Below are 22,815 nucleotides of genomic sequence, written 5' to 3' on the forward strand. Positions count from 1 at the left end.
CCTAGACTCAGCGGCATGACAGCCACGACCAGCACGTCAGCGGCGCCGGCCACCCCGGCACCGCTGGTGGACGCGACTCGCGATGACGCGAGCCTGCGCCGCTTCCTGCTCGGGCTGCCCGGTGTCGACCAGGTCGGCGTCGAGCAGCGCGCGGCGGGCCTCGGCACGCGCAGCATCAAGAAGGACGCCAAGCGGTGGGCCATCGACACCGCCATCTCCATGGTCGACCTGACCACGCTGGAGGGCGCCGACACCCGGGGCAAGGTCCGGGCGCTCGCCGCGAAGGCCGTCCGCCCGGATCCCGAACGGCAGGACACCCCGCGCGTCGCCGCCGTCTGCGTGTACCCGGACATGGTCGCGACGGCCGTCGAAGCGCTGGGCAAGAGCGGCGTCCACGTCGCCAGCGTCGCCACCGGCTTCCCCGCCGGACGCACCAGCCGCGAGATCAAGCTGGCCGACACCAAGATCGCCGTCGACGCGGGCGCGCACGAAGTCGACATGGTGATCGACCGCGGTGCCTTCCTCGAAGGCCGGTACATGGACGTCTTCGAAGAGATCCAGGCCGTCAAAGCCGCCTGCGGGGACGCCCACCTGAAGGTCATCCTCGAGACCGGCGAACTCGCGACCTACGACAACGTGCGCCGCGCGTCGTGGCTGGCGCTGCTGGCCGGCGGGGACTTCATCAAGACGTCCACCGGCAAGGTCTCCCCCGCCGCGACGCTGCCGGTCACGCACATCATGCTGCAGGCCGTCCGCGACTGGCACGTCCGCACCGGCGAGCTGCGCGGCGTCAAGCCCGCGGGCGGCATCCGGACCACGAAGGACGCGATCAAGTACCTGGTCGCCGTGCACGAGGTCGCCGGCGAGCAGTGGCTGACCCCGGACCTCTTCCGCTTCGGCGCGTCCAGCCTGCTCAACGACCTGCTGCTGCAGCGCCGCACCCAGGTGGACGGCCACTACAGCGGCCCCGACTACGTGACGGTGGACTGATGCCAGTTTTCGAGTACGCACCGGCGCCCGAGTCGCGCGCCATCGCGAACCTCAAGGACCACTACAAGCCGTTCATCAACGGCGAGTTCGTCGACGGCTCGGGTGAGCCGCTCAAGACGATCAACCCGGCCACCGAAGAGATCCTCGCCGAGGTCGGCACCGCGTCGAAGTCCGATGTGGACACCGCGGTCAAGGCCGCGCGCAAGGCGTACGACTCCGTGTGGTCGAAGATGCCGGGCACCGAGCGCGCCAAGTACCTCTTCCGCATCGCGCGGCTGATCCAGGAGCGCTCGCGCGAGCTGGCCGTGCTGGAAAGCCTCGACAACGGCAAGCCGATCAAGGAGTCGCGCGACTCCGACGTCCCGACGGCGGCCGCGCACTTCTTCTACCACGCCGGCTGGGCGGACAAGCTGGAGTACGCGGGCTACGGCCCCAACCCGCGGCCCCTCGGTGTCGCGGGCCAGATCATCCCGTGGAACTTCCCGCTGCTGATGCTGGCCTGGAAGATCGCCCCGGCGCTGGCCACCGGCAACACGGTCGTGCTGAAGCCGGCCGAGACGACGCCGTTGACCGCGCTGGTCTTCGCGGAGATCTGCCAGCAGGCCGAGCTGCCGCCGGGCGTGGTGAACATCCTGCCGGGCGCGGGCGACATCGGCGCGTCCATCGTGGAGCACGCCGGCATCGACAAGATCGCCTTCACCGGCTCGACCGAGGTCGGCAAGGCGATCCAGCGCCAGGTCGCGGGCACGCCGAAGAAGCTGACCCTCGAACTGGGCGGCAAGGCGGCGAACGTCGTCTTCGAAGACGCGCCGCTCGACCAGGCCGTCGAGGGCATCGTCAACGGCATCTTCTTCAACCAGGGCCACGTCTGCTGCGCGGGCTCGCGGCTGCTGGTGCAGGAGTCCATCGCCGAAGAGGTGCTGGAGAAGCTGCACTACCGCGTGTCCACGCTGCGCATCGGCGACCCGCTCGACAAGAACACCGACATCGGCGCGATCAACTCGGCCGAGCAGCTGGCGAAGATCCGCGGGCTCGTCGAGGCGGGTGACGCCGAAGGCGCGGAGCGCTGGACCAGCCCGTGCCCGGTCCCGGACCGCGGGTTCTTCTTCGCCCCGACGGTGTTCGCGAACGTCCACCAGTCGATGCGGATCGCGCGCGAGGAGATCTTCGGCCCGGTGCTGTCGGTGCTGACGTTCCGCACCCCGGACGAGGCCGTCGCGAAGGCGAACAACACGCCGTACGGGCTTTCCGCCGGGATCTGGACCGAGAAGGGTTCCCGGATCCTGTGGATGGCGAACCAGCTGCGCGCCGGCGTGGTCTGGGCCAACACCTTCAACCGCTTCGACCCCGCCGCCCCGTTCGGCGGCTACCAGGAATCCGGCTTCGGGCGCGAAGGCGGCCGCACCGGGCTGGAGGCGTACCTGAATGTCTGACCGGATTTCCGTCGCCAAGACGTACAAGCTCTACATCGGCGGCAAGTTCCCGCGTTCGGAGTCCGGCCGGGTGTACCCGGTGACGGACGCGAAGGGCAAGTTCCTCGCGAACGCGGCGCACGCGTCCCGCAAGGACGTCCGCGACGCGGTGGTGGCCGCCCGCAAGGCCTTCCCGGGTTGGGCCGCGGCGACGGCGTACAACCGCGGCCAGGTGCTCTACCGGGTGGCCGAGGTCCTGGAGGGCCGCCGCGACCAGTTCGTCGCGGAGGTGTCCGCTTCGGAGGGTCTGGCGCCGAAGAAGGCCGAGTCCATTGTGGACGCGGCGATCGACCGCTGGGTCTGGTACGCGGGCTGGACGGACAAGATCGCGACGGTCCTCGGCGCGGCGAACCCGGTGGCGGGCCCGTACTTCTCGTTCACGGTCCCGGAGCCGACGGGCGTGGTGGGCGTCCTGGCCCCGCAGTCCTCGTCGTTGCTGGGCTTGGTCGAGGTGCTGGCCCCGGTCCTGGCCACGGGTTCGACGGCGGTGGTGGTGTCGAGCGCGGAGCGGCCGCTGCCGGCGATCACGCTGTCGGAAGTCCTGGCGACGTCGGACGTCCCGGGCGGAGTGGCGAACATCCTGACGGGACGGGCCGCGGAACTGGGCCCGTGGCTGGCGTCCCACGGTGACGTCAACGCGCTGGACCCGACGGGAGCGTCCCCGGACGACCGGCCGGAGTTGGCACGCGAAGCGGCGAACACGGTGAAGAGGGTGCTGACGGTCCCGTCGGCGGAGCCGGACTGGACGGCGGCGCCGGACATGACCCGCCTGCGGCGGTACTTGGAGGCGAAGACGGTCTGGCACCCGCTGGGCGTCTGAAAGCAGTAACCAAGACAGCCATTCGGACTACTGGTAACCTCCCGGTCACACAGCGAAACGGGAGGACGCTGGTGAACGACGAGCGCCGATGGGATTTCGAGGAGTACAAGGACTGGGACGACGAACCGGCGGCGCCACCTCAGGCGCCGCCGGAGGACCAGCCGACGCTGTCCGGGAGCGATCCGGATGGAGTAGTCGAAGTACTCGTCACGGCCGATGCGGCGATCGCCGCGGTTCGGCTAGCCCGCGACTGGCGTAGATCTCTAGATCCCCGCGCGCTCGACGGCGCCGTCCTCGCCGCCGCCAACGCGGCCACCATGCGAGCGCTCGCGAAGAGCGTCGAAGAAAACCCGATCGAGCCGGCCGGCGACGCCGAAGGCACCCACCCCGCGGAGACCGGCCGGCTCGACGCCGCCGACGTGCAACGGCTCCTCGACAGCGTCCACCAGGAGCTCGCGGGGTTCACCCGGCAGCTCGCGGCAGTGGTCGACCGCCCGGCGGAAGCGGAAAGCTCGGGCCGGCACGTGCGGGGAACGGCCGAGCGCGGCCACTTCACGACCCTGACCATCGACCCCGGGTGGGCGGGGCAGGTGCGGCACACGGAGATCGAAAGCGAGCTGACCGAAGTGCTGCGCGACCTCCATTCCGCCAGCACGCCCGGCGAGCTGGCCGCGGGTCCGCAGGGCCCTGCGGTCGCGGAACTGATGGACCTCGCCCGCGATCCGGAGCTGCTCATGCGCCGGCTGGGCATGCCGAGCAGCTGAGCGCCGACCACCAGGGAGACACCCGAAATGGATCTGAAGACGGCCGTCGACGCCTTGCGCTCGGACGCCAAGACCTGGGATGGCGCCGGCCAGGCCCTCGACGGGCCCAAGCAGGCCATCGGCGGTCTGGGCCTCACGCCGAGCGACGTGATGATGTACGGCGTCGACAAAGGGATCGACAAGACCTACGCCTCCGCCCAGAACGCGTTGCTGACCATGCTCGGGCAAGCCGCCGAGAACTTCCACAACCTCGCCGGGGCGCTGCGCCACGCCGCCGACCTGTACGACGAGACGGAAGCCGCCCACCAGCAGCGCATCCAGCGCGCGTCCGGCCACTGATCGAGCGAGGGGTACGAGAAGCGTGACGAGTACCGCGATCCAGCAGAGCACCGGCACGTTCCACGAGCTGGAACAGAAGATCCTCGAGTTCATCGCCAAGGTCAACGACACGCTGAACTGGGTTCCCGGCTTCCTGTCCGACCTGATCCAGCCGATCAAGGACGGCATGGCCTTTCTGCAGCAGAAGGCGAAGGAGTTCTGGGACCGGGTGAACCAGCTGATCGACCAGCCCGGCAGCCCCGACCGGCTCCACCAGGTCGGGGCCGACTGGGTGGCGAAGGTCGGCAACGCGGTCGGCGACGTCTCCGGTGACATCGCCCTGGACAAGCTCCAGGCCAACCTGGACTGGCAAGGGCGTGGCGCCGAGGCGTACAAAGCGACGGTGCCCGCCCAGGTCAACGGGCTCAACTCGGTCAAGGACCTGGCCAACCAGCTGAGGAGTTCGCTGGACAACCTCGCCAACGGCATCGACACGTTCTGGGTGGCCATGGGCGTCGCCGGTGGCGTCTTCCTGGCCGGCGCGATCGGCGCGATCGCGGCCGCGTGCACCGTGGTGGGGATCCCCGCCGCCATCGCCGCGATCGCCACGGCGGCCGGCGTCGCCATCGGCCTGGTCACCACGGCCATCGTCTCCGTGATGTCGCTGATGAACACCATCTCGACCGAGCAGAACACCATCGCCCAGAAGGTGCACGACCTCGGCACCGAGTGGGCGAAGTCGAACGTCGGGGCCATGCAGGACAAGTCGGATTGGCACGTGATGCAGTGAGCGCGCCCTCGCCGCCACGGCCGACCGTGGGCGCCGTCGCCGTGGTCCTGGCGCTCGCGATCTGGCTCGCCCTGGTCTGGCTCGGTGTCGCCGCGCCGGCGCGGACCCATCCGCTCGTCTACTTCGGGCTGATCTTCCTCGGCGCCGGCGCTTTCGCGCTCCTGCTCGCCGGCGCGAGCGCGCTCACCGCCCGTTCGCGTGCGCTGGCCGGGCGGCTGACGCCGTCGTTCGTCACCGGCGTGCGCAATCTCGTGCTGGCGATGTGGTGGTGCGCGATCGTGACCGATGCTTTCGGCTGCCTGATCGTCGTCGGTACCGGCGGGCGCGGCGGCACCGCGCCGCTGACCGCGGGCGTGGTGGTCACGACCTTCGTCGTCGCCGCGGTCACCGTGGTCTCCGGCGGCGTGACGTCGTTCTCCGTCCGCCGGGCCTACCGCCTCAGCTCATCGTCACCGAGAAGTCCGTCAGCGTGAACCGCGCCTTCCCGCCACCCGTCGAGCAGAACTCGATCCCGTAGCCGATCTGGTTCACCGTGGGGTTCGGGGGGATCAGGCCCTTGCCGATCGCCCACGCGATCATCGCCTTCAGGTCGATGCTGCCCGAGTACTGCGTCGACCGGGATACGAACGCCACGTACCCACTGTCGTCCGCCCACACGTCGTACGAGATGCCGCCCGCCGTGTACGTCGCCAGCTTGTCGCCCGATGGCTGCTGCTTCAGGTTCTCCGTCCACACCATCAGCTCGCTGACGCCCTTGCCGTCGCCGACGCCGTTCAGCCACAGGTCGTACGCCACGTCGTAGATGCCCACGCCCGGGCCGCGGCCGGCGAACGTCGAGCGGATCACCGAATAGTCGTTGAACGGTTTCCCCTTCTGGTCGTTTATGTCCTTGTGGACGTTCGGATAGGTTTTCACCGACGTCGAGTCCGGTTGGCTGGATTCGACGTACCAGTTGTCGTACGCGCACGCGCGCAGCGTTTCCGGGCCCGCCTCGGCCGCGTTCCACATGTTGTTGTGGACGTAGTAGCCGCCGTCCGACCAGCCGCCGTCGGCCTCCGACGTCGTGAACTCCGGGCTGCGGCAGCCGCGCACCGGTGTCGTCGACGGCGGGGTCGGAGTCGGTACCACCGCACGGGAAGACGGCGTGGCCGACACCGGGACCGACGTCGGGGGCGCGAGGGACGAACTCGGCGAAGGGGACGCCGGTGTCGATACGGGAGCGGCCGCGCCGGCGACCGGCCCGGAACCGCAGCCCGCGACCGCCAGAAAGGGAATCGCCAACAACCAGGCCGGCATTCTTCGTCGCATTTTTCCCGCCCGTGACCACAATTCGGCAGAACGAGGCGGAACCCTAACACGAAAAAGCGGGAATCAGGCGTGGTCTTCCGCGGGGTCCAGGTCGTGCGACGTGATCGGGCGGCCCGGCAGCTCGGTGCCCGGCCGCGCGCTGAGGCCGTCGATCATGATGCCGACGCACCGGCGGGCCGCCATCTCGGCGACCTCCGGCGACTTCGCGCGCATCTGCCGCAGCAGCGTCGCGAACAGGATCGCGATGTCGCCCGAGCCGACGTCCGGGCGGAGCTTGCCCTCGGCCTGCGCCCCGTCGACGAACTCGTCCATGACCACCAGGATCTCGTCCCGCAGCCGGCGGACCTCCGGATCGTGCTTGAGGATGGCCAGCGCCCGGTGCGACACCATCGCCAGCTGGACGCTCAGCTGCAGCTCGACCGACTGCCGCAGGAGCCGCTCCAGCGCGCGCCACGACGACGTCTCCTCGGCGGCGATCGCCCGGGCGTCGATCAGCACCCGCTCGAAGTTGTCCATCGCGACCGCGCGCACCAGCGCGTCCCGGTCCGGGAACCGGCGGTAGAGCGTCCCGACGCCGACGCCGGCCGCGCGGGCGATCTCCTCCATCGGCACCTCGGGCCCGGAGACGGCGAAGATCGACTTCGCGGCGGCCAGGATCTGGTCGCGGTTGCGGCGCGCGTCCGCCCGCAGGGTGGTCTCGGGGTCTGCCGTCATGCCGTTCGCCTTCCGCTGAATCGCGCGGCCTGATTCTCGCATGGTCAAGCGGCCACACACCGGATCCACATCGGGTCACCCGTTAGCTAGTGGACGACTTCCTTCCGCTTCGGTACCTTGGGACTAGAACCGGAATGTAATCCTCCGCATACTTTACGTCCGTTTTAGGGGGCCCGAAATGACCGAAGTCGCCGAACCCACCACCCAGGGCGACGTCTTCCCGCTCGTCCGCAGCTGCCCGTTCGCCCCGCCGCCGGCGTACGAGAAGCTGCGCGAAGCGGGCCCGGTCCAGCGCGTCGGCCTGCCCGACGGCTCGGAGGCCTGGGCCATCACGCGCCTGGAAGAGGTGCGGCAGATGCTGACCGACCCGCGGTTCAGCTCGAACCGGTTCAACCCGGGCTTCCCGATCCTGACGAAGCAGGGCCGGCCGCAGCGCCGCCGCTTCACCGCGTCGCTGATCAACATGGACGCGCCGGAGCACACCACGGCCCGCCGCGAGGTCGTCGGCGAGTTCACGGTCAAGCGCATGAAGGCGCTGCAGCCGCGGATCCAGCAGATCGTCGACGAGCACATCGACGCGATCCTGGCCGGCCCGAAGCCCGCCGACCTCGTCTCCGCGCTCAGCCTGCCGGTGCCGTCGCTGGTCATCTGCGAGCAGCTCGGCGTCCCGTACGCCGACCACGACTTCTTCCAGTCGCGCAGCTCCACCCTGCTGAACCGGGAGGTGACGCAGGAAGCGCGGATGCGGGCCGTCGAGGAGATGCAGGGCTACCTCGACCAGCTGGTCAGCGCCAAGGAGGCCGAGCCGACCGACGACCTGCTCGGCCGCCAGGTCCGCAAGCAGCGCGAGGAGCACGGCGATGTCGACCACGACTCGCTCGTCTCGCTCGCGTTCCTCCTGCTGCTCGCCGGCCACGAGACGACGGCGAACATGATTTCGCTGGGCACGGTCGCGCTGCTGGAGAACCCGGACCAGCTGGCGATCATCAAGAACGACCCGGGCAAGACGCTCGACGCCGTCGAGGAGCTGCTGCGGTACTTCACGATCGCCGAGTTCGCGACCTCGCGCGTCGCCACCGAGGACGTCGAGATCGGCGGCCAGCTGATCCGCGAAGGCGAGGGCGTCCTGGGCCTGAGCTACTCGGGCAACCGCGACGAAACGGCGTTCGAGGACGCCGACCGGCTCGACCTCGAGCGCGGCGCGCGCCACCACGTCGCGTTCGGCTTCGGCCCGCACCAGTGCCTCGGGCAGAACCTGGCCCGGATGGAACTGCAGATCGTCTTCGACACCCTGTTCCGCCGCATCCCGGAGCTGAAGCTGGCCGCGCCCGTCGACCAGCTCCCGTACAAGCACGACTCGCAGATCTTCGGCCTGTACTGCCTGCCCGTGACCTGGTGAAGGGGGAAGCCATGACCACCGTCGAAAAGCACGAGTTCCCGATGACCCGCACCTGCCCGTTCGCGCCGCCGCCGGCGTACGAGGAGATCCGCGAGGAGGAAGCGGTCTCGAAGGTGGGGTTGCCCGACGGCGGCTGGGCCTGGGTGGTCACCCGGCACGAGGACGTCCGGACCGTGCTGAACGACCGCCGGTTCAGCGCCGACCGCCAGCACCCGGACTTCCCGCAGCTGGTCAAGGGCGGGTTCCGGCGCAAGGGTGACGAGCGCACGATGATCACCATGGACGCGCCCGAGCACGGGCCGGCCCGCAAGGCCGTGCTCGGCGAGTTCACCGTCCGCCGGATGGAGGCGCTGCGGCCGCGGATCCAGGAGATCGTCGACGGGCAGATCGACGCGCTGCTCGCCGGGCCCAAACCGGGCGACCTGGTCGAGGCGCTGTCGCTGCCGGTCCCGTCGCTGGTGATCTGCGAGATGCTCGGCGTCCCGTACGCCGACCACGGCTTCTTCCAGGAGCACACGGCGAAGCTGATCAAGCGGACGACCTCGCCCGAGGAGCGCCGGGCGGCCTTCGACACCGTCCGCGGTTACATGGCCGACCTCATCGCGAAGAAGGAGGCGAACCCGCCGGACGACCTGCTCGGCCGGCAGATCGTCAAGCTCCGCGAGGACGGCACCTACCGGCGGGAGTCGCTGGCCGCGACCGGCTTCCTGCTGCTCGTCGCCGGGCACGAGACGACGGCGAACATGATCTCGCTGTCCACCGTGGCGTTCCTGCAGAACCCGGAGCAGCTCGCGGCGATCCAGGCCGACCCGGGCAAGACGCTCGACGCCGTCGAGGAGATGCTGCGCTACTGGACGATCGTCGACGCGGCCACCGCGCGCCTGTGCGTCGAGGACGTCGAGGTCGGTGGGCAGCTGATCAAGGCCGGCGAAGGCGTGCTGGCGCTGGGCTACGCCGCGAACCGCGACCCGCGCGCGTTCGAGAACGCCGACGAGCTCGACATCGAGCGCGGCGCCCGCCACCACGTCGCGTTCGGCTTCGGCCCGCACCAGTGCCTCGGCCAGAACCTGGCCCGGATGGAGCTGCAGATCGTGTTCGACACGCTCTTCCGCCGCATCCCGACGCTGGCGCTGGCCGCGGACGTCGACGACCTGCCGTTCAAGGACGACGCGAACATCTACGGCCTGTACCGGCTGCCGGTGACCTGGTAGAGATCGGACTGCCATCCCACCACAGGAAAGAAGGACCATGAAGATCATCGCGGACACCGGCAAGTGCGTCGGCGCCGGGCAGTGCGTGCTCACCGAGCCCGCGCTGTTCGACCAGAGCGAGGACGACGGCACGGTCATCGTCCTCGACGACCAGCCCGAGGGCGACCTGGTCGAGAAGGCCCGCGAAGCGGTGCACGTGTGCCCCAGCCAGGCCCTCTCCCTGCAGGAGTGACGGGGGAACGGCCACCTCGCGGGTAAGGGGTTCCCGCGAGGTGGCCGTGGCCTGTTCTTTCAGGACAGGCGGAGCGTGGTCTCCGGGTGGAAGGCGTGGGTCTCGCCTTCGCCGCGCAGCCCGACCCGGACGTTGTCGCCCATCCGCGGCGGCGTGCGGCCGTCCACCCGGACGACGAACCGGTCGTCGCCCACCTTGCCGTGCAGGTACGCGTCCGCGCCCAGCTCCTCCACCAGCTCGACCACCAGCTCGAAGCCGCCTTCGGAGACCAGCTCCAGCGACTCCGGCCGGACGCCGAAGACGACCTCGCGCAGGTCGCCGGCGGCCGAAAGCACCGACCGCGGCAGCGGCAGCACGACGTCGCCCAGCCGGACGCCGCCCTCGGTCAGCGGCAACGTCGCCAGGTTCATCGCCGGTGAGCCGATGAAGCCCGCCACGAACGAGTTCGTCGGGTTTTCGTACAGCTCCCGCGGCGACGCGCACTGCTGCAGGACTCCGTCGCGAAGCACCGCCACCCGGTCGCCCATCGTCATCGCCTCGACCTGGTCGTGCGTGACGTAGATGGTCGTCGTGCCCAGGCGCCGCTGCAGCTGGGCGATGTTCGCCCGGGTCTCCACGCGCAGCTTCGCGTCCAAGTTGGACAGTGGCTCGTCCATCAGGAACACGCTGGGCTCGCGCACGATCGCCCGGCCCATCGCGACGCGCTGCCGCTGCCCGCCGGACAACGCTTTGGGCTTGCGGTCCAGGAACTTCGAGAGATCCAGCAGGCGCGCCGCTTCGGCCACCTTCGCGTCGATGTCCGCTTTGGACAGTCCACGCAGCTTCAGCGCGAAGCCCATGTTCTCGGCCACCGTCATGTGCGGGTACAGCGCGTAGGACTGGAACACCATCGCGATGTCCCGGTCCTTCGGCGGTAGGTGCGTGACGTCCCGGTCGCCGATGTGGATGGCGCCCTCGTCGATGTCCTCCAGCCCGGCGAGCATCCGCAGCGCCGTCGACTTCCCGGACCCCGACGGCCCGACCAGCACCAGGAACTCACCGTCCGGCACCGTGAGGTCGAACTTGTCGACCGCCTTCACCGGCGGGGAACCCGGGTAGATCCGCGACGCCTGCTCGTAACTGACAGCTGCCATGACTACTTCACCGCTCCCATCGAGAGGCCCCGGACGAGGTGGTTCTGCGCGATCCAGCCGACGATCATCACCGGCAGCGAGGCCAGCAGCGCGGCGGCGGAAAGCTGGGCCCAGTACAGGCCCTCACTGGTGATGAACCCGACGAGGAACACCGGCACGGTGCCGGCCCGCGCCGCCGTCAGGTTGACCGCGTAGAAGAACTCGGTCCAGGAGAAGATGACGCAGATCAGCGCGGTCGCCGCGATCCCGGGCGCCACCACCGGCATGATGATCTTGCGCAGCAGCGTCGGCAGGTTCGCGCCGTCGATCCGGCCCGCCTCGATCATCTCGTGCGGCACCTCGAGGAAGAACGACCGCATCATCCAGATGGCCAGCGGCAGGTTCATCGACGTGTAGAGGATGACCAGCGCCCACACCGTGTCCAGCAGCTCGGTGTTCTGGGAGATGATGTACAGCGGGATGATCGCCGCCACGATCGGCAGCATCTTCGTCGAGAGGAAGAAGCCCAGCGCGTTCGACGTGCCCTTCACCGGCGCCAGCGACAGCGCGTACGCCGCCGGGACACCGAAGAGCAGCACCAGGATCGTCGAGAGGATCGTGACGAACGCCGAGTTCGACACGTAGGGCAGGAACCCGCCGTTCAGGACGTTGGAGATCTGGTCGAACGTCGGGGTGAACAGCAGCTTCGGCGGGTCGGTGTAGGCGTCCGCCTCCTGCTTGAACGCCGTGAGGATCATCCACAGCAGCGGGAAGACGAACAGGATCGCCAGCACCCAGGTCGCCAGGGTCAGCGAGCCCTTGCCGTACTGCTTCTTGCGGGGACGTGCCGCGACGGCCGTGGTCATTTGATCCCTCCGCTCACGGAGAAGGTGCGGAACATCAGGCGCAGCGCGAAGGTCGCGACGATCATCGTCAGGATCACCACGATCACGCCCATCGCCGACGACTGGCCGACGTCGAAGCCCTCGAACGCGCGCTGGTAGATGTAGTACGGCAGGTTCGTGCTGGCCGTGCCCGGCCCGCCCTGGGTCATCAGGAAGATGGCGTCGAAGCTGTTCACGATGTAGATCGCGCCCAGCAGCGTCGCCAGCTGCAGGAACCGGGACAGGTGCGGCAGCGTGATGGAGACGAACGTGCGCCACCGGCTGGCACCGTCCACAGAGGCCGCTTCGAGGACCTCCTTGGACTGGCTCTGCAGGCCGGCGAGGATGAGCAGCATCATGAACGGCGTCCACTGCCACACGATCTGCGCCATCACCGAGGCCAGCGGGAACTCCGAAAGCCAGTCGGTGTCGGTGCCGAATACGAAGTGCAGCAGGCCGTACGTCGGGTCGAACACCGTGGTCTTCCACAGCAGCGCGCCGGCCGCCGGGAGGATCAGGAACGGCGTGATCAGCAGCGTCCGGACGACACCGCGGCCGAAGAACTTCCGGTCGAGCAGGATCGCCAGGCCGAGGCCGAGCAGCAGCGCGACCAGCACGCACACCACCGTCAGCACGACCGTGTTGAGCAGCGCGACCAGGAACGTCGTGTCGCTGAAGACGTCGATGTAGTTGTTCAGGCCGACGAAGTGCCGGGAGCCCGGCCGGACCAGGTTCCACGACTGGAACGAGTAGAACACGGTGAGCAGGAACGGCAGCTGCGTCACCGCGATGACGAAGATCAGCGCGGGCAGCAGCGGCAGCCGCCGCTTGGCCGCGGTGCTCAGGCCTTTCTTCTCCTCGACCTTCGCGTGCGTGTGGGACTGGGGCGTGTCTACGGAGAGCGTGGACATCACTGCACCGCCTTGTAGGAGTCGCCCACCGTCTGGGCGTAGTCCTGGGACTGCTTCAGGGCGTCGGCCACCGATTCGCGGCCGGCGATCGCCGCCGAGAGCTGCTGGCTCACCCGGGTGCCCAGGTCCTGGAACTCGGGGATGCCGACGAACTGGATGCCGGGGTAGGGCACCGGGTTCGCCATGGCCTTCTGCTGGTTCGCGTCCGCGATGCCGTCGAGCGTCGGCTTCGCGTAGGCCGCCGCGGCCTTCGCGTAATCGGGGATGTCGTACGTCGACTGGCGCACGCCCGGCGGGACGCGGTTCCAGCCGTAGGTCTGGCCGACCTTCTGCACGTACGCCTTGTCGGTCATCCAGGCCATGAACTTCCAGGCCGCGTCCTTGTCCTTGGCGACCTTCGGGATGCCCAGGGCCCAGGTGTAGAGCCAGCCGCTGGCCTGCGTCTTGACGACCGGCGCGGGCGCGTACCCGGACTTGCCGACGATCTTGCTGCTCGACGGGTCCTCGTTGGTGCCCGCCATGACCGTCGCGTCGTACCACATCGCGGCCTGGCCCTGGGTGTAGCGCGTCCCGCACTCGGAGAACCCGGCGCTGGAGGCGCCGACCTCGCCGTGCTCGCGGATGAGGTTGACGTAGAAGTTCGCGGCTTCGGTGAACTCCGGTGACGTCAGCTTGGCGTTCCAGTCCTTGTCGAACCACTGCGCGCCGAAGGTGTTGGCCACGGTCGTGAACGGCGCGAGGCTCTCGCCCCAGCCGGGCTTGCCGCGCAGGCAGATGCCGCTGACGCCGGCGGCCTTGTCGTCGAGCTTCGCGGCGAAGTCGGCGATCTGCTGCCAGGTCGGCTTGGCCGGCATGGTGATCCCGGCCTTCTCGAAGAGGTCCTTGCGGTAGGCCAGGAACGACGACTCGCCGTAGAACGGCACCGCGTACATCTGGTTCTGGTACGACAGCGACTGCTTGATGCTGGGGATGAAGTCGCCTTCGTCGTAGCCCTGGGTGGCCGCCATGTGCGGTTCGAGGTTCTCGAGCCAGCCGTTGGCCGCCCACTGCGGGGCCTCGTAGTTGCTGATCATGACGACGTCGAACTCGCCGCCCTCGGTGGCGGTCGACGCGGTGATCTTCGCGCGGGCCTGGTTTTCCGGCAGCGAAACGAACTTCAGGTTGATGCCGGTGGCCTTCTCGAACTCCGGCGCGAGCGAGATCGCGTCCTTCATCTGCGGGTTGGACACGATCGCGATGACGAGCGTGCTGTTGCCGGTGCCGATCGAGCCGGCGCCCGCGCAGCCGGTGACCAGCAGTGATGTCGCGGCGAAGAGGGTGAGGAGCTTACGCACGGCCGCCTCCCGGGAGTACCTGCACCTTGAGGCCCGAGCCGCTGCGCATCTTGGCCAGCGCCTCGGGGTACTGCTCCAGCGGCAGCGTGTCCGTGAGCAGCGAATCCGTGTCGATCGCACCGGAGGCGACGAGGTCGAGCGCGGTGCCGAAGCTGTGCAGCACGGCCATCGAGCCGACGATGGTGATCTCGTCGTTGTAGATGCGGAACGGCGAAAGCGCGACGCGGGCTTCGGCCGGTGCGACGCCGAAGACGAGCAGCCGGCCGCCGCGGCGGATCGAGTCGAAGGCCGCTTCGATGGCGGGCGCGGCCCCGGTGGCGTCGACGGCGACGTCGAACTTCTCGCCGTTCAGGTCGCCGACGTCCTTCGCGGTGGCGACGGCACCGAGGCTCTTCGCCCGTGGCAGGCGCGCTTCGTTGCGGTCGACGACCGTGACCTGCGCGCCGGAGCGCTGCAGCAACTGCTGCATGATCAGGCCCATGGTGCCGGCGCCGACCACGAGGAAGCGCTCCCCGGCTTCGACCCCGACGCGGCGCACGCCGTGCACCGCGCAGGAGACGGGCTCGACCAGCGCGCCCTGTTCCCAGGTCATCGAGTCGGGCATGCGGTAGCAGGTGGACGACGGGACGGCGACGTACTCGGCGAAGGCGCCGTTGACGGTGTCGCCGGTGGCGCCCCAGTTCGCGCAGAGGTTGCCGTGGCCGGCGCGGCACGGGCCGCAGTAGCCGCAGAACAGCGACGGGTCGACGGCCACGCGGTCGCCGACCTTCCACTCGCCCGGCACGTCCGCGCCGAGCTCGACGATTTCCCCGGCGAACTCGTGCCCGGGGACGATGGGGTACGGGGTGGGCGGGAAGTGCCCGTCCGCGATGTGCAGGTCGGTCCCGCAGATTCCGCACGCTCCGACCTTGACGACGACCTGACGTTCCCCGGGTTTCGGATCGGGCACCTCGCCGACCCTGATCTCACCGGGCCGGTCGACGATGGCGGCACGCATGCCTAGCCCCTTTCTCGCGCTCATATGAGCGGCGTTGACCTATGGCGTCGAGAACATGTGAAGGCATTACAGGACTGACCTCGGTGTTACGTCAACCTTTCGGGCATATTTCGCGCTATAGTGCTCAGATGAGCGCTTCTCGCAAGGGTGCCTCGCTCACGGAAGCGATGCTGCTCGCCACCGTCGCCCGGCGCTTCTACGTGCAGGGACGCTCCAAGCTGGAGATCGCCGACGAGTTCGGCGTCAGCCGGTTCAAGGTGGCCCGGATGCTCGACACGGCCATGGAGTCCGGGCTGGTCAGGGTGGAGTTCTCGCTGCCGGCCCCGGTGGACCTGGCGTTGTCGGACGAGGTGCGCTCGGCGTACGGCCTGAAGCAGGCACTCGTGCTCGAACGCTCAACCGAGCGCGAGCCGCGGGAGGTCGTCCGGGCCAAGATCGGGACGCTGGCGGCGCGGCTGCTGGAGGAGATCGCGACGCCGTCGGACGTGATCGGCTTGTCGTGGGCCCGGTCGGTGAACGCGATGACCGAGGCGATCCGCTCGTTGCCGCGGTGCCCGATCGTCCAGCTGTGCGGGGTGCAGGCGGGGATGGACATGCGCGGCCGGTCGGTCGAGACGGTCAGCCGCGTGACCTCGGTGTCCGGCGGCGACGCGTACCCGATCTTCGGGCCGCTGGTCCTGCCGGACCGCCGCACGACGGAGACGTTGCGGCGCCAGCCGGGGATCGCGGAGACGTTCGGCCAGTTCCGCCAGCTGACGAAGGCGGTGGTCAGCATCGGAGCGTGGCAACCGGGCGAGTCGACGGTGTACGACGCGCTGGACGAGGCCGAGCGAGCGGCGATCGCGGCCCGCGGAGCAACGGCGGAGGTCGCGGCGCGGTTGTTCGACGCTTCGGGAAACGCTTTGTCGACGGGGTTGGCTCATCACGTGCTGGCGATCAGCCACGAGGAGCTGATGGCGGTGCCGGAGGTGATCGCGCTGGGCTACAGCCGCCCGAAGGCGGCAGCGGTGGACGCGGTCCTGCGGTCGGGAATGGTGTCAACGCTGATCACCGACGCGGCGGCGGCGGTCCCGTTGCTGGCCTTGGCGGCGAAGAACCCGCCTTCGTGACAACCGCGGGAGTACGGGCGGCCGGTTCCCGTACCCCCGCCGGGGTTGTCTTTGGTCACGCTGATCGTGCTCGGTCTTGAGCGGCGACGACGGCGTCGCCGTGCGCCTCGGCCCAGCGTCCGAAGCCCTCGATCGGCTCCAGGAAGCTCGAGCCCAGCGCCGTGAGCGCGTACGCGCTCTCGCGGCGCTCGACGAGCCCGTCGAACTCCAGGCGCCGCAGGGTTTCCGTGAGCACCTTCGCGCTGATCCCGCCGATGGCTCGCCGCAGGTCGACGTGCCGGCGCGGGCCGTGGCGCAGTGCCCACACCACCACCGGGTTCCACGTGTTGGCGACGAGGTCGAACGCGAGCCGCGTCCGGCAGTCGGCGAGGAAGTCCATGGTTACCGTTCGGTTCCTTCCCGTGTCCCTACCGTCGTGCCGGTACCAGCCAAGCACAAGGAGGACGCATGCGGATCGGGATCTTCGGCACGGGCGGGATGGCGGACGCGCTGGGCACGCAGTGGGCGCGCGCGGGGCACGAACTGAGGGTGGCCGGCCGCCGGACCGGAGGGTGGGACGAGGTGGCGGCGTTCGCCGACGTGCTCCTCCTGGCCATCCCGGCGGCGGCCATCGGCGAGGTGCTCGCGAAAGCGGGTCCGCTGGCCGGGAAGGTGCTGGTGGACTGCACCAACGACCCGGCGCTGACCGGCACGCCGGTGGCGTCGCGGATCGTCACGGAGGCCCACGTGGTCAAGGCGTTCAACCTGGCCCACGTGGACGTCTGGCGGATGACGCCACCAGTGTTCGACGGCCGCCCACTGTCGGTCCCGTTGTGCGGCGACGACCCTTCGGCGCTGGACGCGGTGAGCACCTTGGTCCGCGACATCGGCGCGAAGCCGGTGCTTGCGGGCGGCTTGGACCGCGCGGCCCTGTTGGAAGCCACGGCCGCGTTCGTCATCGGGCTGTGGTTCGCGGGCGAAGACGCCCAGGCGATCCTGACTCCGATGGCCTGAACGGTCAGAGGCCGTACTCGATGGCGGTTGCGTTCGGGGCCGCCAGCAACGCGTACTCCACCATCGATGCCGCCGACGCCGCCGGGGCCAATCCCACCACCACCGCGGCCGCGACGAAGATCCCCGCCAGCAGGCGCTTCACGTTCCCCATGGTCCCTCCCAGGTTCCGAGTGTCCACGCTAACCCCGGGAGGCCGTGGTCAGGAGATGATTGCGCCGTTGAGCGCACCGACTGCGGCCAGGTCGCCGGACGCCAGATCGGCCACCCGGGCGCGCAGCGACGCACCACCCCGCGGCACCACCGTCACCTCGCCCGAGGCCAAATCCGTCACCACCGTGCTCAGCGTCATCAGGTCGTCACCACCGACGGCATTCCGATGAACAGCACCAGTCAACGCCGAAACAAGCCACTTCGCGTCCGGAGCGATCGGATCCAGGTGCGCGCACACCTCGGCGCGAGCCAAGCTTTCCTCGGAAGCCGAATCCAACGAGGGCGACAACCGACGGAAATGGTTGGTGTGCCAAGCAAACCCACTGTCCACAGTGATCACGGCCGTCTCGTGCCCTGCCTTCTCGACCACCGTCACCGAAGGCGAGCCGATCTGCCCCATCGTGTACGCGAACCCACCCGCGGAAGGGCGCGAACGCAGCAGCGACACCGCCTCCGCCAACCCGGACGCACGCTGCGCCGAGCGCGCCACGAAGTGGCGGCCCGCGCACGGCGATGGCTTCACCACGCTCACGCTGTCGATCCCCCACACCAGCCCGTGCGTCGTCAGCGTGAACGTGTTCGACGGCAGGAACCCCGGGTACCACCACACGCACACGCCCGGCTCGCCGTCGATCAGCAGGGTCAGCAGGCGGCCGATCCCGTCGAACACCGGGGCGCCGTCCTCGTTGTGGCCGAGCAGCGAAGGCGCGAACGCCAGGTCCGTGCAGCCCGTCCCGTCGCCCGCGCCCAGGTCGCCGCGCAGGTTGGCCAGCAGCAGGTCGTCGAACGGCACTCCCGCGCCCGCCGCCAGCGCCGTCAGCTCGGCGTACGCGTCCGGGTGCTCGACCTGCGACGCCGATTCGATCGCCCGGAACAGCACCGGCGACCGCCGCGCCCGCGACACGACCGGCCACGACGGCAGACCGTCCAAAACGGTCCGGATGTCGGCCGCGGCGTGCGCGCCCAGCGCGTGGAAAGCGGCTTCCCGGGGACCTCGGACGATCGTCCAGCGCACGTCGCCGATGCGGTGCTCCCGCACTGTCGCCACCATGCGATCACGATGACTGACCGGTCAGGAATCCGCAACGGTCAGTGGGCGCCCACGTCCGTCACGCGCACCACGGCCATCCCCGCCTCGTCGGAAGCCGCCAGGTCAACCTCCGCGCTGATGCCCCAGTCGTGGTCGCCCGCCGGGTCGTCGAAGATCTGGCGGACCTTCCAGACGTCCGGCTGCTGGTCGATCATCAGCAGCTTCGGGCCGCGCGCGTCCGGGCCGGTGCCGAGCGCGTCGTACTCCTCGAAGTAGTCCTCGATCGCGTCTTGCCACGCGTCGGCGTCCCAGCCGGACGCCGCGTCCAGCTCGCCGAGCACCGACCACGCCCGCCGCGCGAACAGCTCGACCCGGCGGAACAGCTCGTTGCGCACCAGGACGCGGAACGCGCGCTCGTTGCGGGTGACCGCGGGCGGCAGCTCCGGCGGCCGGTGCGACACCGGCCCTTCTTCCGTGGGGTGGCGCAGCGCCTCCCACTCGTCCAGCAGACTCGAGTCGACCTGCCGGACCAGCTCGCCGAGCCATTCGATGAGGTCCTGCAACGACTCGGTCTTGGCCTCGTCGGGCACCGTGTGGCGCAGGGCGTCGTAGACGTCGGCGAGGTAGCGCAGCACCAGGCCTTCCGACCGCGCGAGCTGGTAGAACCCGATGTACTCGACGAAGTTCATCGCGCGCTCGTACATGTCGCGCACGACCGACTTCGGCGAGAGCTCGTAGTCGTCGACCCACGGGTGGCCCTGGCGGTAGCTGTGGAACGCGCCCTGCAGCAGCTCCTCCAGCGGCTTCGGGTACGTGACGTTCTCGAGCAGCGCCATCCGCTCGTCGTACTCGATCCCCTCGGCCTTCATCGCGTTCACGGCCTCGCCGCGCGCCTTGAACTGCTGCTGCGACAGCACCGGTCGCGGGTTGTCCACAGTGGATTCCACAGTGGACACGACGTCGAGCGCGTAGCTCGGCGACTCGAGGTCGAACAGCTCGATCGCGGCCAGCGCGAACGGCGAAAGCGGCTGGTTGAGCGCGAAGTCGAACTGCAGGTCGACGGTGAGGCGGATGATCCGGCCCTGCTCGTCCGGTTCGGACAGTCGTTCGACGACGCCGGCGGCGAGCAGCGCGCGGTAGATCGCGATGGCGCGCAGGATCAGCTTGCGCTGCGACGCGCGGTCCTCGTGGTTGTCCTCCAGCAGGTGGCGCATCGAGTCGAACGCGTTGCCCGGCCGTGAGATCACGTTCAGCAGCATCGAGTGCGTGACCTTGAAGCTCGACGTCAGCGGCTCGGGGTCGGCCGCGATGAGCCGGTCGAAGGTGCTCTCGGTCCAGTTGACGAACCCCTCCGGGGCCTTCTTCCGGACGATCTTCTTTTTCTTCTTCGGATCGTCGCCCGCCTTCTCCAGCGCCTTGGCGTTCTCGACGACGTGGTCGGGCGCCTGGACGACGACGTAGCCGTCGGTGTCGTAGCCCGCCCGCCCGGCGCGGCCGGCGATCTGGTGGAACTCGCGCGCCTTGAGGTGGCGCTGGCGGACGCCGTCGTACTTGGTCAGCGCGGAGAAGACCACCGTCCTGATGGGTACGTTGATGCCGACGCCGAGCGTGTCGGTCCCGCAGATCACCTTGAGCAGCCCGGACTGGGCCAAGGTCTCGACCAGCCGCCGGTACTTGGGCAGCATGCCGGCGTGGTGGACGCCGATGCCGTGGCGGACCAGCCGCGAGAGCGTCTTGCCGAAGCCGGCGGAGAAGCGGAAGTCGCCGATCAGTTCGGCGATGGACTCCTTCTCGGCCTTCGTCGTGACGTTGATGCTCATCAGCGTCTGCGCCCGCTCGATGGCCGCGGCCTGCGAGAAGTGCACGACGTAGACGGGTGCCTGGCCGCCGTTGAGCAGCTCGGACATCGTCTCGTGCAGCGGCGTGAGCGCGTACCGGAAGGTCAGCGGCACCGGGCGCTGCGCCGACGTGACGACGGCGGTCGGCTTGCCGGTGCGGCGCGTCAGGTCCTTTTCGAAGAAGGACACGTCGCCCAAGGTCGCCGACATCAGGACGAACTGGGCCTTCGGCAGTTCCAGCAGCGGCACCTGCCACGCCCAGCCGCGGTCGGGCTCGGAGTAGAAGTGGAACTCGTCGGCGACGACCTGCCCGACGGGCGCCTCGGCACCGAACCGCAACGCGATGTTCGCCAGGATTTCGGCCGTGCAGCAGATGATCGGGGCGTCCGGGTTGACGCTGGAGTCACCCGTCATCATCCCGACGTTGTCGGCCCCGAAGATCTCGATGAGCTGGAAGAACTTCTCCGAGACGAGGGCTTTGATGGGCGCGGTGTAGTAGCTGCGGCGGCCCTGGGCGAGCGCGGTGAAGTGCGCGCCGACGGCGACGAGGCTCTTCCCGGAGCCGGTCGGCGTCGAGAGGATGACGTTCGATCCGGAGACGATCTCCATCACCGCCTCCTCCTGCGCCGGGTACAGCTCGATGCCCCGGTCGGCCGTCCAGGTCGTGAAGGCTTCGAACAGGGCGTCGGGGTCGGGATCCGCAGGCAGGAGGTCGGTGAGTGTCATCAGACGTCCATCGTGCCATCCGCTCGTCGCAAAGTCGGCAGGGGCGATCGCATCGCGAGTGGTAAACCCGTAGGCTTCGCGTTACCGCGCTTCGACCGGGAGATACGGTGTCGCGCGCACACGGGCGGTACACCGGAGGGCTTAGGAATGGCACAGGACATCATCCCGATCGAACTCGGGCTGCCGCAGGGCGACGTCGTCACCCTGTGGGCCCCGCGCTGGCGGGAAGACGGCGAGGAGTGGGAAGCGTTCCTCGGCGACGAGGACGACCTGTACGCCTTCCCGGACGCCGCGCACCTGGCCGCCTTCGTCCGCACGTCGGAGCGGCACGACCTGATCGACCACCCGGCGTGGGACGCCGTGCCGTCGCTGAACGTGCCGGAGCTGATCCCGGACGAGGACCACACGTACGACCTCGTCGGCGTGCCCGAGCTCGTCGCCGAGGAGCCGGACGTCTGGCACATCGCCGAGCTGGCGGAGATCGTCGGCATCGTGCGGTCGCTCGCGGACGTCTGCGACCTCGAAGAGGTGCACGAGATCCTCGACTCGACCGAGGGCTTCTCGCTGCTGGACCAGGGCACCCTCCCGTTCACCGGGAGCGTCGGCGTCCAGGTGTGGAACGACCTGTCCGAGACGGTGTCGACGAAGTGGGACACCGTCCTGGACGCGATCGACGGCCTGGTGACGGTGCCGGACGTCGACGAGAAGGTCCTCGAGCAGACGGCCGAGGAGCTGGCGGCGTTCCACGAGGAGTCCGCGGAGGCCGAGGCCGGCGCCGAGGGCGAAGAGGACCTCGAGGCCTTGGACTCGGCTTCCGAAGACGACGAGGAAGAAGAAGAGGGCCCGGTCGGCTTCTGGGCCGAGGTGGGCATCGACCCGATCAAGATCATCACGTCCGGCGCGGAGTACTACACGCTGCGCTGCTACCTGGACGACACTCCGGTGTTCCTGGGCAGCGAGGGCGAGATCGACGTGTTCACGTCGGAGAAGGCCCTGGTCCGCGCGCTGGCCGACGGCAAGGACTTGGCCGACACGGACCTCGCGGACGTGTCCACGTGGGACGAAGTCCTGGCCAAGGCGACGGCCGGCGAGCTCGAGATCGAGGTCGACCCGGAGAACACGTACGTGCTGACGGGCCTGGACGCGGACATCGCGGAGGGCCCGGAGTCGATCGACCCGACGCAGCTGGAGCTGGCGGTCGAGCTGATCACGGACGCGGCCGACTGGGCGGGCGACGACTCGGCCGAGACGGCGCTGGCGGGCAACGAGAGCCTGGGCTGGCTGGTGTCGTTCGTGCTCCGCCCGGACCCGACGCGCCTCGAGCCGTCGGCGCCGTTCGACGCGGAGCAGAGCGCGTGGCGCAAGCTCGTCGAGGGCTTCGAGAACCGCCTGACGGTGGCTTGATCTTTCAGCTCACGAAGGCCGCCTCCCGTGGTTGGGGAGGCGGCCTTCGTCGTGTCGGAGCCGGCCACCGATCCACAACCTCCAGCGGTTGTGGACAACCGGGGGCGCGGCGGCTTCGGCAGCCGGTTTCCGTCGTAGGCGGCCGATACGCTGGAGACGGGGGGCGCCCCCGCGGGCGGATGGGTCGGCTGGCGGCCCGAACGCAGCCGAGCACTCGCACCGGATCTTCGCCCCCGCGGGCGAACGGGC

At 69.4% G+C, this 22,815-nt stretch carries 24 protein-coding genes; 13 read left to right on the forward strand and 11 right to left on the reverse strand.

The window, feature by feature from the left end; translation table 11 throughout:
• The first annotated feature begins 15 nt into the window (after positions 1–15).
• From deoC to ACIRSS_RS29215, 7 genes are all read left to right on the forward strand, one after another.
• Positions 16–990 (forward strand): deoxyribose-phosphate aldolase, encoded by a 975-nt coding sequence (deoC, locus tag ACIRSS_RS29185; RefSeq protein ID WP_400900407.1) that lies wholly within the window; start codon positions 16–18, stop codon positions 988–990.
• Entirely contained in the window at positions 990–2,423 is a 1,434-nt protein-coding gene (locus tag ACIRSS_RS29190; RefSeq protein ID WP_400900409.1) for an aldehyde dehydrogenase family protein, read from the forward strand. The genes deoC and ACIRSS_RS29190 overlap by 1 nt, the downstream gene beginning before the upstream one ends.
• Complete coding sequence (locus tag ACIRSS_RS29195) at positions 2,416–3,282, forward strand: aldehyde dehydrogenase family protein (protein WP_400900411.1); 867 nt, start codon at positions 2,416–2,418, stop codon at positions 3,280–3,282. Before ACIRSS_RS29190 ends, ACIRSS_RS29195 begins: the two co-directional genes overlap by 8 nt.
• A gap of 71 nt (positions 3,283–3,353) precedes the next feature.
• A complete protein-coding gene (locus ACIRSS_RS29200; RefSeq protein WP_400900413.1) occupies positions 3,354–4,046 on the forward strand; it encodes a hypothetical protein in 693 nt (230 codons plus the stop codon).
• 27 nt (positions 4,047–4,073) lie between these two features.
• Positions 4,074–4,385, forward strand: a complete 312-nt coding sequence (locus tag ACIRSS_RS29205; protein WP_400900415.1) for a hypothetical protein — start codon at positions 4,074–4,076, stop codon at positions 4,383–4,385.
• Between the two features lie 22 nt (positions 4,386–4,407).
• On the forward strand, positions 4,408–5,154 hold the full coding sequence (locus ACIRSS_RS29210; protein WP_400900417.1) for a hypothetical protein: 747 nt from the start codon (positions 4,408–4,410) through the stop codon (positions 5,152–5,154).
• Positions 5,151–5,627, forward strand: coding sequence for a hypothetical protein (locus ACIRSS_RS29215; protein WP_400900419.1), 477 nt, complete (start codon positions 5,151–5,153; stop codon positions 5,625–5,627). The genes ACIRSS_RS29210 and ACIRSS_RS29215 overlap by 4 nt, the downstream gene beginning before the upstream one ends.
• On the opposite strand, the gene ACIRSS_RS29220 is transcribed toward ACIRSS_RS29215, so the two are convergent.
• Together ACIRSS_RS29220 and ACIRSS_RS29225 are read right to left on the reverse strand one after the other, a co-directional pair.
• Positions 5,593–6,282: a hypothetical protein gene (locus ACIRSS_RS29220; protein ID WP_400900421.1), complete on the reverse strand. Its 690-nt coding sequence runs from the start codon at positions 6,280–6,282 to the stop codon at positions 5,593–5,595. The two genes, ACIRSS_RS29215 and ACIRSS_RS29220, sit on opposite strands and share 35 nt — an antisense overlap.
• A gap of 243 nt (positions 6,283–6,525) precedes the next feature.
• Positions 6,526–7,176: a TetR/AcrR family transcriptional regulator gene (locus tag ACIRSS_RS29225; protein WP_400900423.1), complete on the reverse strand. Its 651-nt coding sequence runs from the start codon at positions 7,174–7,176 to the stop codon at positions 6,526–6,528.
• Positions 7,177–7,354: 178 nt separating this feature from the next.
• On the opposite strand from ACIRSS_RS29225, the gene ACIRSS_RS29230 reads away from it, so the two are divergent.
• Genes ACIRSS_RS29230 through ACIRSS_RS29240 form a run of 3 tightly spaced genes read left to right on the forward strand, consistent with a single transcriptional unit; the run spans position 7,355 to position 10,018 of the window.
• Positions 7,355–8,575: a cytochrome P450 gene (locus ACIRSS_RS29230; protein ID WP_400900425.1), complete on the forward strand. Its 1,221-nt coding sequence runs from the start codon at positions 7,355–7,357 to the stop codon at positions 8,573–8,575.
• Between the two features lie 11 nt (positions 8,576–8,586).
• Positions 8,587–9,786 (forward strand): cytochrome P450, encoded by a 1,200-nt coding sequence (locus ACIRSS_RS29235; protein ID WP_400900427.1) that lies wholly within the window; start codon positions 8,587–8,589, stop codon positions 9,784–9,786.
• Between the two features lie 37 nt (positions 9,787–9,823).
• Complete coding sequence (locus tag ACIRSS_RS29240; RefSeq protein ID WP_400900429.1) at positions 9,824–10,018, forward strand: ferredoxin; 195 nt, start codon at positions 9,824–9,826, stop codon at positions 10,016–10,018.
• 59 nt (positions 10,019–10,077) lie between these two features.
• Here the strand turns inward: ACIRSS_RS29240 and ACIRSS_RS29245 are convergent, their stop codons facing one another.
• From ACIRSS_RS29245 to ACIRSS_RS29265, 5 genes are read right to left on the reverse strand one after another with little or no spacing between them, the layout of a single operon-like run.
• On the reverse strand, positions 10,078–11,151 hold the full coding sequence (locus tag ACIRSS_RS29245) for an ABC transporter ATP-binding protein (RefSeq protein ID WP_400900431.1): 1,074 nt from the start codon (positions 11,149–11,151) through the stop codon (positions 10,078–10,080).
• Between the two features lie 2 nt (positions 11,152–11,153).
• On the reverse strand, positions 11,154–11,996 hold the full coding sequence (locus ACIRSS_RS29250) for a carbohydrate ABC transporter permease (RefSeq protein WP_400900433.1): 843 nt from the start codon (positions 11,994–11,996) through the stop codon (positions 11,154–11,156).
• Positions 11,993–12,925 (reverse strand): carbohydrate ABC transporter permease, encoded by a 933-nt coding sequence (locus tag ACIRSS_RS29255; RefSeq protein ID WP_400900435.1) that lies wholly within the window; start codon positions 12,923–12,925, stop codon positions 11,993–11,995. Before ACIRSS_RS29255 ends, ACIRSS_RS29250 begins: the two co-directional genes overlap by 4 nt.
• Complete coding sequence (locus ACIRSS_RS29260) at positions 12,925–14,259, reverse strand: ABC transporter substrate-binding protein (RefSeq protein ID WP_400900437.1); 1,335 nt, start codon at positions 14,257–14,259, stop codon at positions 12,925–12,927. Before ACIRSS_RS29260 ends, ACIRSS_RS29255 begins: the two co-directional genes overlap by 1 nt.
• Positions 14,252–15,256 carry a zinc-dependent alcohol dehydrogenase family protein gene (locus ACIRSS_RS29265; protein WP_400900440.1) on the reverse strand — a complete coding sequence of 335 codons (1,005 nt, stop codon included), beginning with the start codon at positions 15,254–15,256 and terminating at the stop codon, positions 14,252–14,254. The genes ACIRSS_RS29260 and ACIRSS_RS29265 overlap by 8 nt, the downstream gene beginning before the upstream one ends.
• A gap of 128 nt (positions 15,257–15,384) precedes the next feature.
• On the opposite strand from ACIRSS_RS29265, the gene ACIRSS_RS29270 reads away from it, so the two are divergent.
• Positions 15,385–16,365, forward strand: a complete 981-nt coding sequence (locus tag ACIRSS_RS29270; protein WP_400900442.1) for a sugar-binding transcriptional regulator — start codon at positions 15,385–15,387, stop codon at positions 16,363–16,365.
• A 55-nt stretch (positions 16,366–16,420) separates the two neighbouring features.
• On the opposite strand, the gene ACIRSS_RS29275 is transcribed toward ACIRSS_RS29270, so the two are convergent.
• A complete protein-coding gene (locus tag ACIRSS_RS29275; RefSeq protein ID WP_400900444.1) occupies positions 16,421–16,744 on the reverse strand; it encodes a winged helix-turn-helix transcriptional regulator in 324 nt (107 codons plus the stop codon).
• 68 nt (positions 16,745–16,812) lie between these two features.
• Between ACIRSS_RS29275 and ACIRSS_RS29280 the strand changes: the two genes are divergently transcribed.
• Positions 16,813–17,358 (forward strand): NADPH-dependent F420 reductase, encoded by a 546-nt coding sequence (locus ACIRSS_RS29280; protein WP_400900446.1) that lies wholly within the window; start codon positions 16,813–16,815, stop codon positions 17,356–17,358.
• A 4-nt stretch (positions 17,359–17,362) separates the two neighbouring features.
• On the opposite strand, the gene ACIRSS_RS29285 is transcribed toward ACIRSS_RS29280, so the two are convergent.
• Genes ACIRSS_RS29285 through ACIRSS_RS29295 form a run of 3 tightly spaced genes read right to left on the reverse strand, consistent with a single transcriptional unit; the run spans position 17,363 to position 21,162 of the window.
• Complete coding sequence (locus ACIRSS_RS29285; RefSeq protein WP_400900448.1) at positions 17,363–17,509, reverse strand: hypothetical protein; 147 nt, start codon at positions 17,507–17,509, stop codon at positions 17,363–17,365.
• Positions 17,510–17,557: 48 nt separating this feature from the next.
• Positions 17,558–18,619, reverse strand: a complete 1,062-nt coding sequence (locus ACIRSS_RS29290) for a C45 family autoproteolytic acyltransferase/hydolase (RefSeq protein WP_400900450.1) — start codon at positions 18,617–18,619, stop codon at positions 17,558–17,560.
• 38 nt (positions 18,620–18,657) lie between these two features.
• Complete coding sequence (locus tag ACIRSS_RS29295) at positions 18,658–21,162, reverse strand: DEAD/DEAH box helicase (protein ID WP_400900452.1); 2,505 nt, start codon at positions 21,160–21,162, stop codon at positions 18,658–18,660.
• A 147-nt stretch (positions 21,163–21,309) separates the two neighbouring features.
• Between ACIRSS_RS29295 and ACIRSS_RS29300 the strand changes: the two genes are divergently transcribed.
• A complete protein-coding gene (locus ACIRSS_RS29300; RefSeq protein WP_400900453.1) occupies positions 21,310–22,566 on the forward strand; it encodes a primosomal protein in 1,257 nt (418 codons plus the stop codon).
• The last annotated feature ends 249 nt before the right edge of the window (positions 22,567–22,815 follow it).

Source organism: Amycolatopsis sp. NPDC101161, from assembly GCF_044768185.1.
In the GTDB taxonomy this organism is placed as follows: domain Bacteria; phylum Actinomycetota; class Actinomycetes; order Mycobacteriales; family Pseudonocardiaceae; genus Amycolatopsis.

What these genes read in the sequence shown, in the direction of transcription:
- deoC (WP_400900407.1), top strand. Translation starts at nt 16, where the DNA reads ATGACAGCCACGACCAGCACGTCAGCGGCGCCGGCCACCCCGGCACCG.
- ACIRSS_RS29190 (WP_400900409.1), top strand. Translation starts at nt 990, where the DNA reads ATGCCAGTTTTCGAGTACGCACCGGCGCCCGAGTCGCGCGCCATCGCG.
- ACIRSS_RS29195 (WP_400900411.1), top strand. Translation starts at nt 2,416, where the DNA reads ATGTCTGACCGGATTTCCGTCGCCAAGACGTACAAGCTCTACATCGGC.
- ACIRSS_RS29205 (WP_400900415.1), top strand. Translation starts at nt 4,074, where the DNA reads ATGGATCTGAAGACGGCCGTCGACGCCTTGCGCTCGGACGCCAAGACC.
- ACIRSS_RS29225 (WP_400900423.1), bottom strand. Translation starts at nt 7,176, where the DNA reads ATGACGGCAGACCCCGAGACCACCCTGCGGGCGGACGCGCGCCGCAAC.
- ACIRSS_RS29230 (WP_400900425.1), top strand. Translation starts at nt 7,355, where the DNA reads ATGACCGAAGTCGCCGAACCCACCACCCAGGGCGACGTCTTCCCGCTC.
- ACIRSS_RS29235 (WP_400900427.1), top strand. Translation starts at nt 8,587, where the DNA reads ATGACCACCGTCGAAAAGCACGAGTTCCCGATGACCCGCACCTGCCCG.
- ACIRSS_RS29240 (WP_400900429.1), top strand. Translation starts at nt 9,824, where the DNA reads ATGAAGATCATCGCGGACACCGGCAAGTGCGTCGGCGCCGGGCAGTGC.
- ACIRSS_RS29245 (WP_400900431.1), bottom strand. Translation starts at nt 11,151, where the DNA reads ATGGCAGCTGTCAGTTACGAGCAGGCGTCGCGGATCTACCCGGGTTCC.
- ACIRSS_RS29250 (WP_400900433.1), bottom strand. Translation starts at nt 11,996, where the DNA reads ATGACCACGGCCGTCGCGGCACGTCCCCGCAAGAAGCAGTACGGCAAG.
- ACIRSS_RS29255 (WP_400900435.1), bottom strand. Translation starts at nt 12,925, where the DNA reads ATGTCCACGCTCTCCGTAGACACGCCCCAGTCCCACACGCACGCGAAG.
- ACIRSS_RS29265 (WP_400900440.1), bottom strand. Translation starts at nt 15,256, where the DNA reads ATGCGTGCCGCCATCGTCGACCGGCCCGGTGAGATCAGGGTCGGCGAG.
- ACIRSS_RS29270 (WP_400900442.1), top strand. Translation starts at nt 15,385, where the DNA reads ATGAGCGCTTCTCGCAAGGGTGCCTCGCTCACGGAAGCGATGCTGCTC.
- ACIRSS_RS29275 (WP_400900444.1), bottom strand. Translation starts at nt 16,744, where the DNA reads ATGGACTTCCTCGCCGACTGCCGGACGCGGCTCGCGTTCGACCTCGTC.
- ACIRSS_RS29280 (WP_400900446.1), top strand. Translation starts at nt 16,813, where the DNA reads ATGCGGATCGGGATCTTCGGCACGGGCGGGATGGCGGACGCGCTGGGC.
- ACIRSS_RS29285 (WP_400900448.1), bottom strand. Translation starts at nt 17,509, where the DNA reads ATGGGGAACGTGAAGCGCCTGCTGGCGGGGATCTTCGTCGCGGCCGCG.
- ACIRSS_RS29290 (WP_400900450.1), bottom strand. Translation starts at nt 18,619, where the DNA reads ATGGTGGCGACAGTGCGGGAGCACCGCATCGGCGACGTGCGCTGGACG.
- ACIRSS_RS29295 (WP_400900452.1), bottom strand. Translation starts at nt 21,162, where the DNA reads ATGACACTCACCGACCTCCTGCCTGCGGATCCCGACCCCGACGCCCTG.
- ACIRSS_RS29300 (WP_400900453.1), top strand. Translation starts at nt 21,310, where the DNA reads ATGGCACAGGACATCATCCCGATCGAACTCGGGCTGCCGCAGGGCGAC.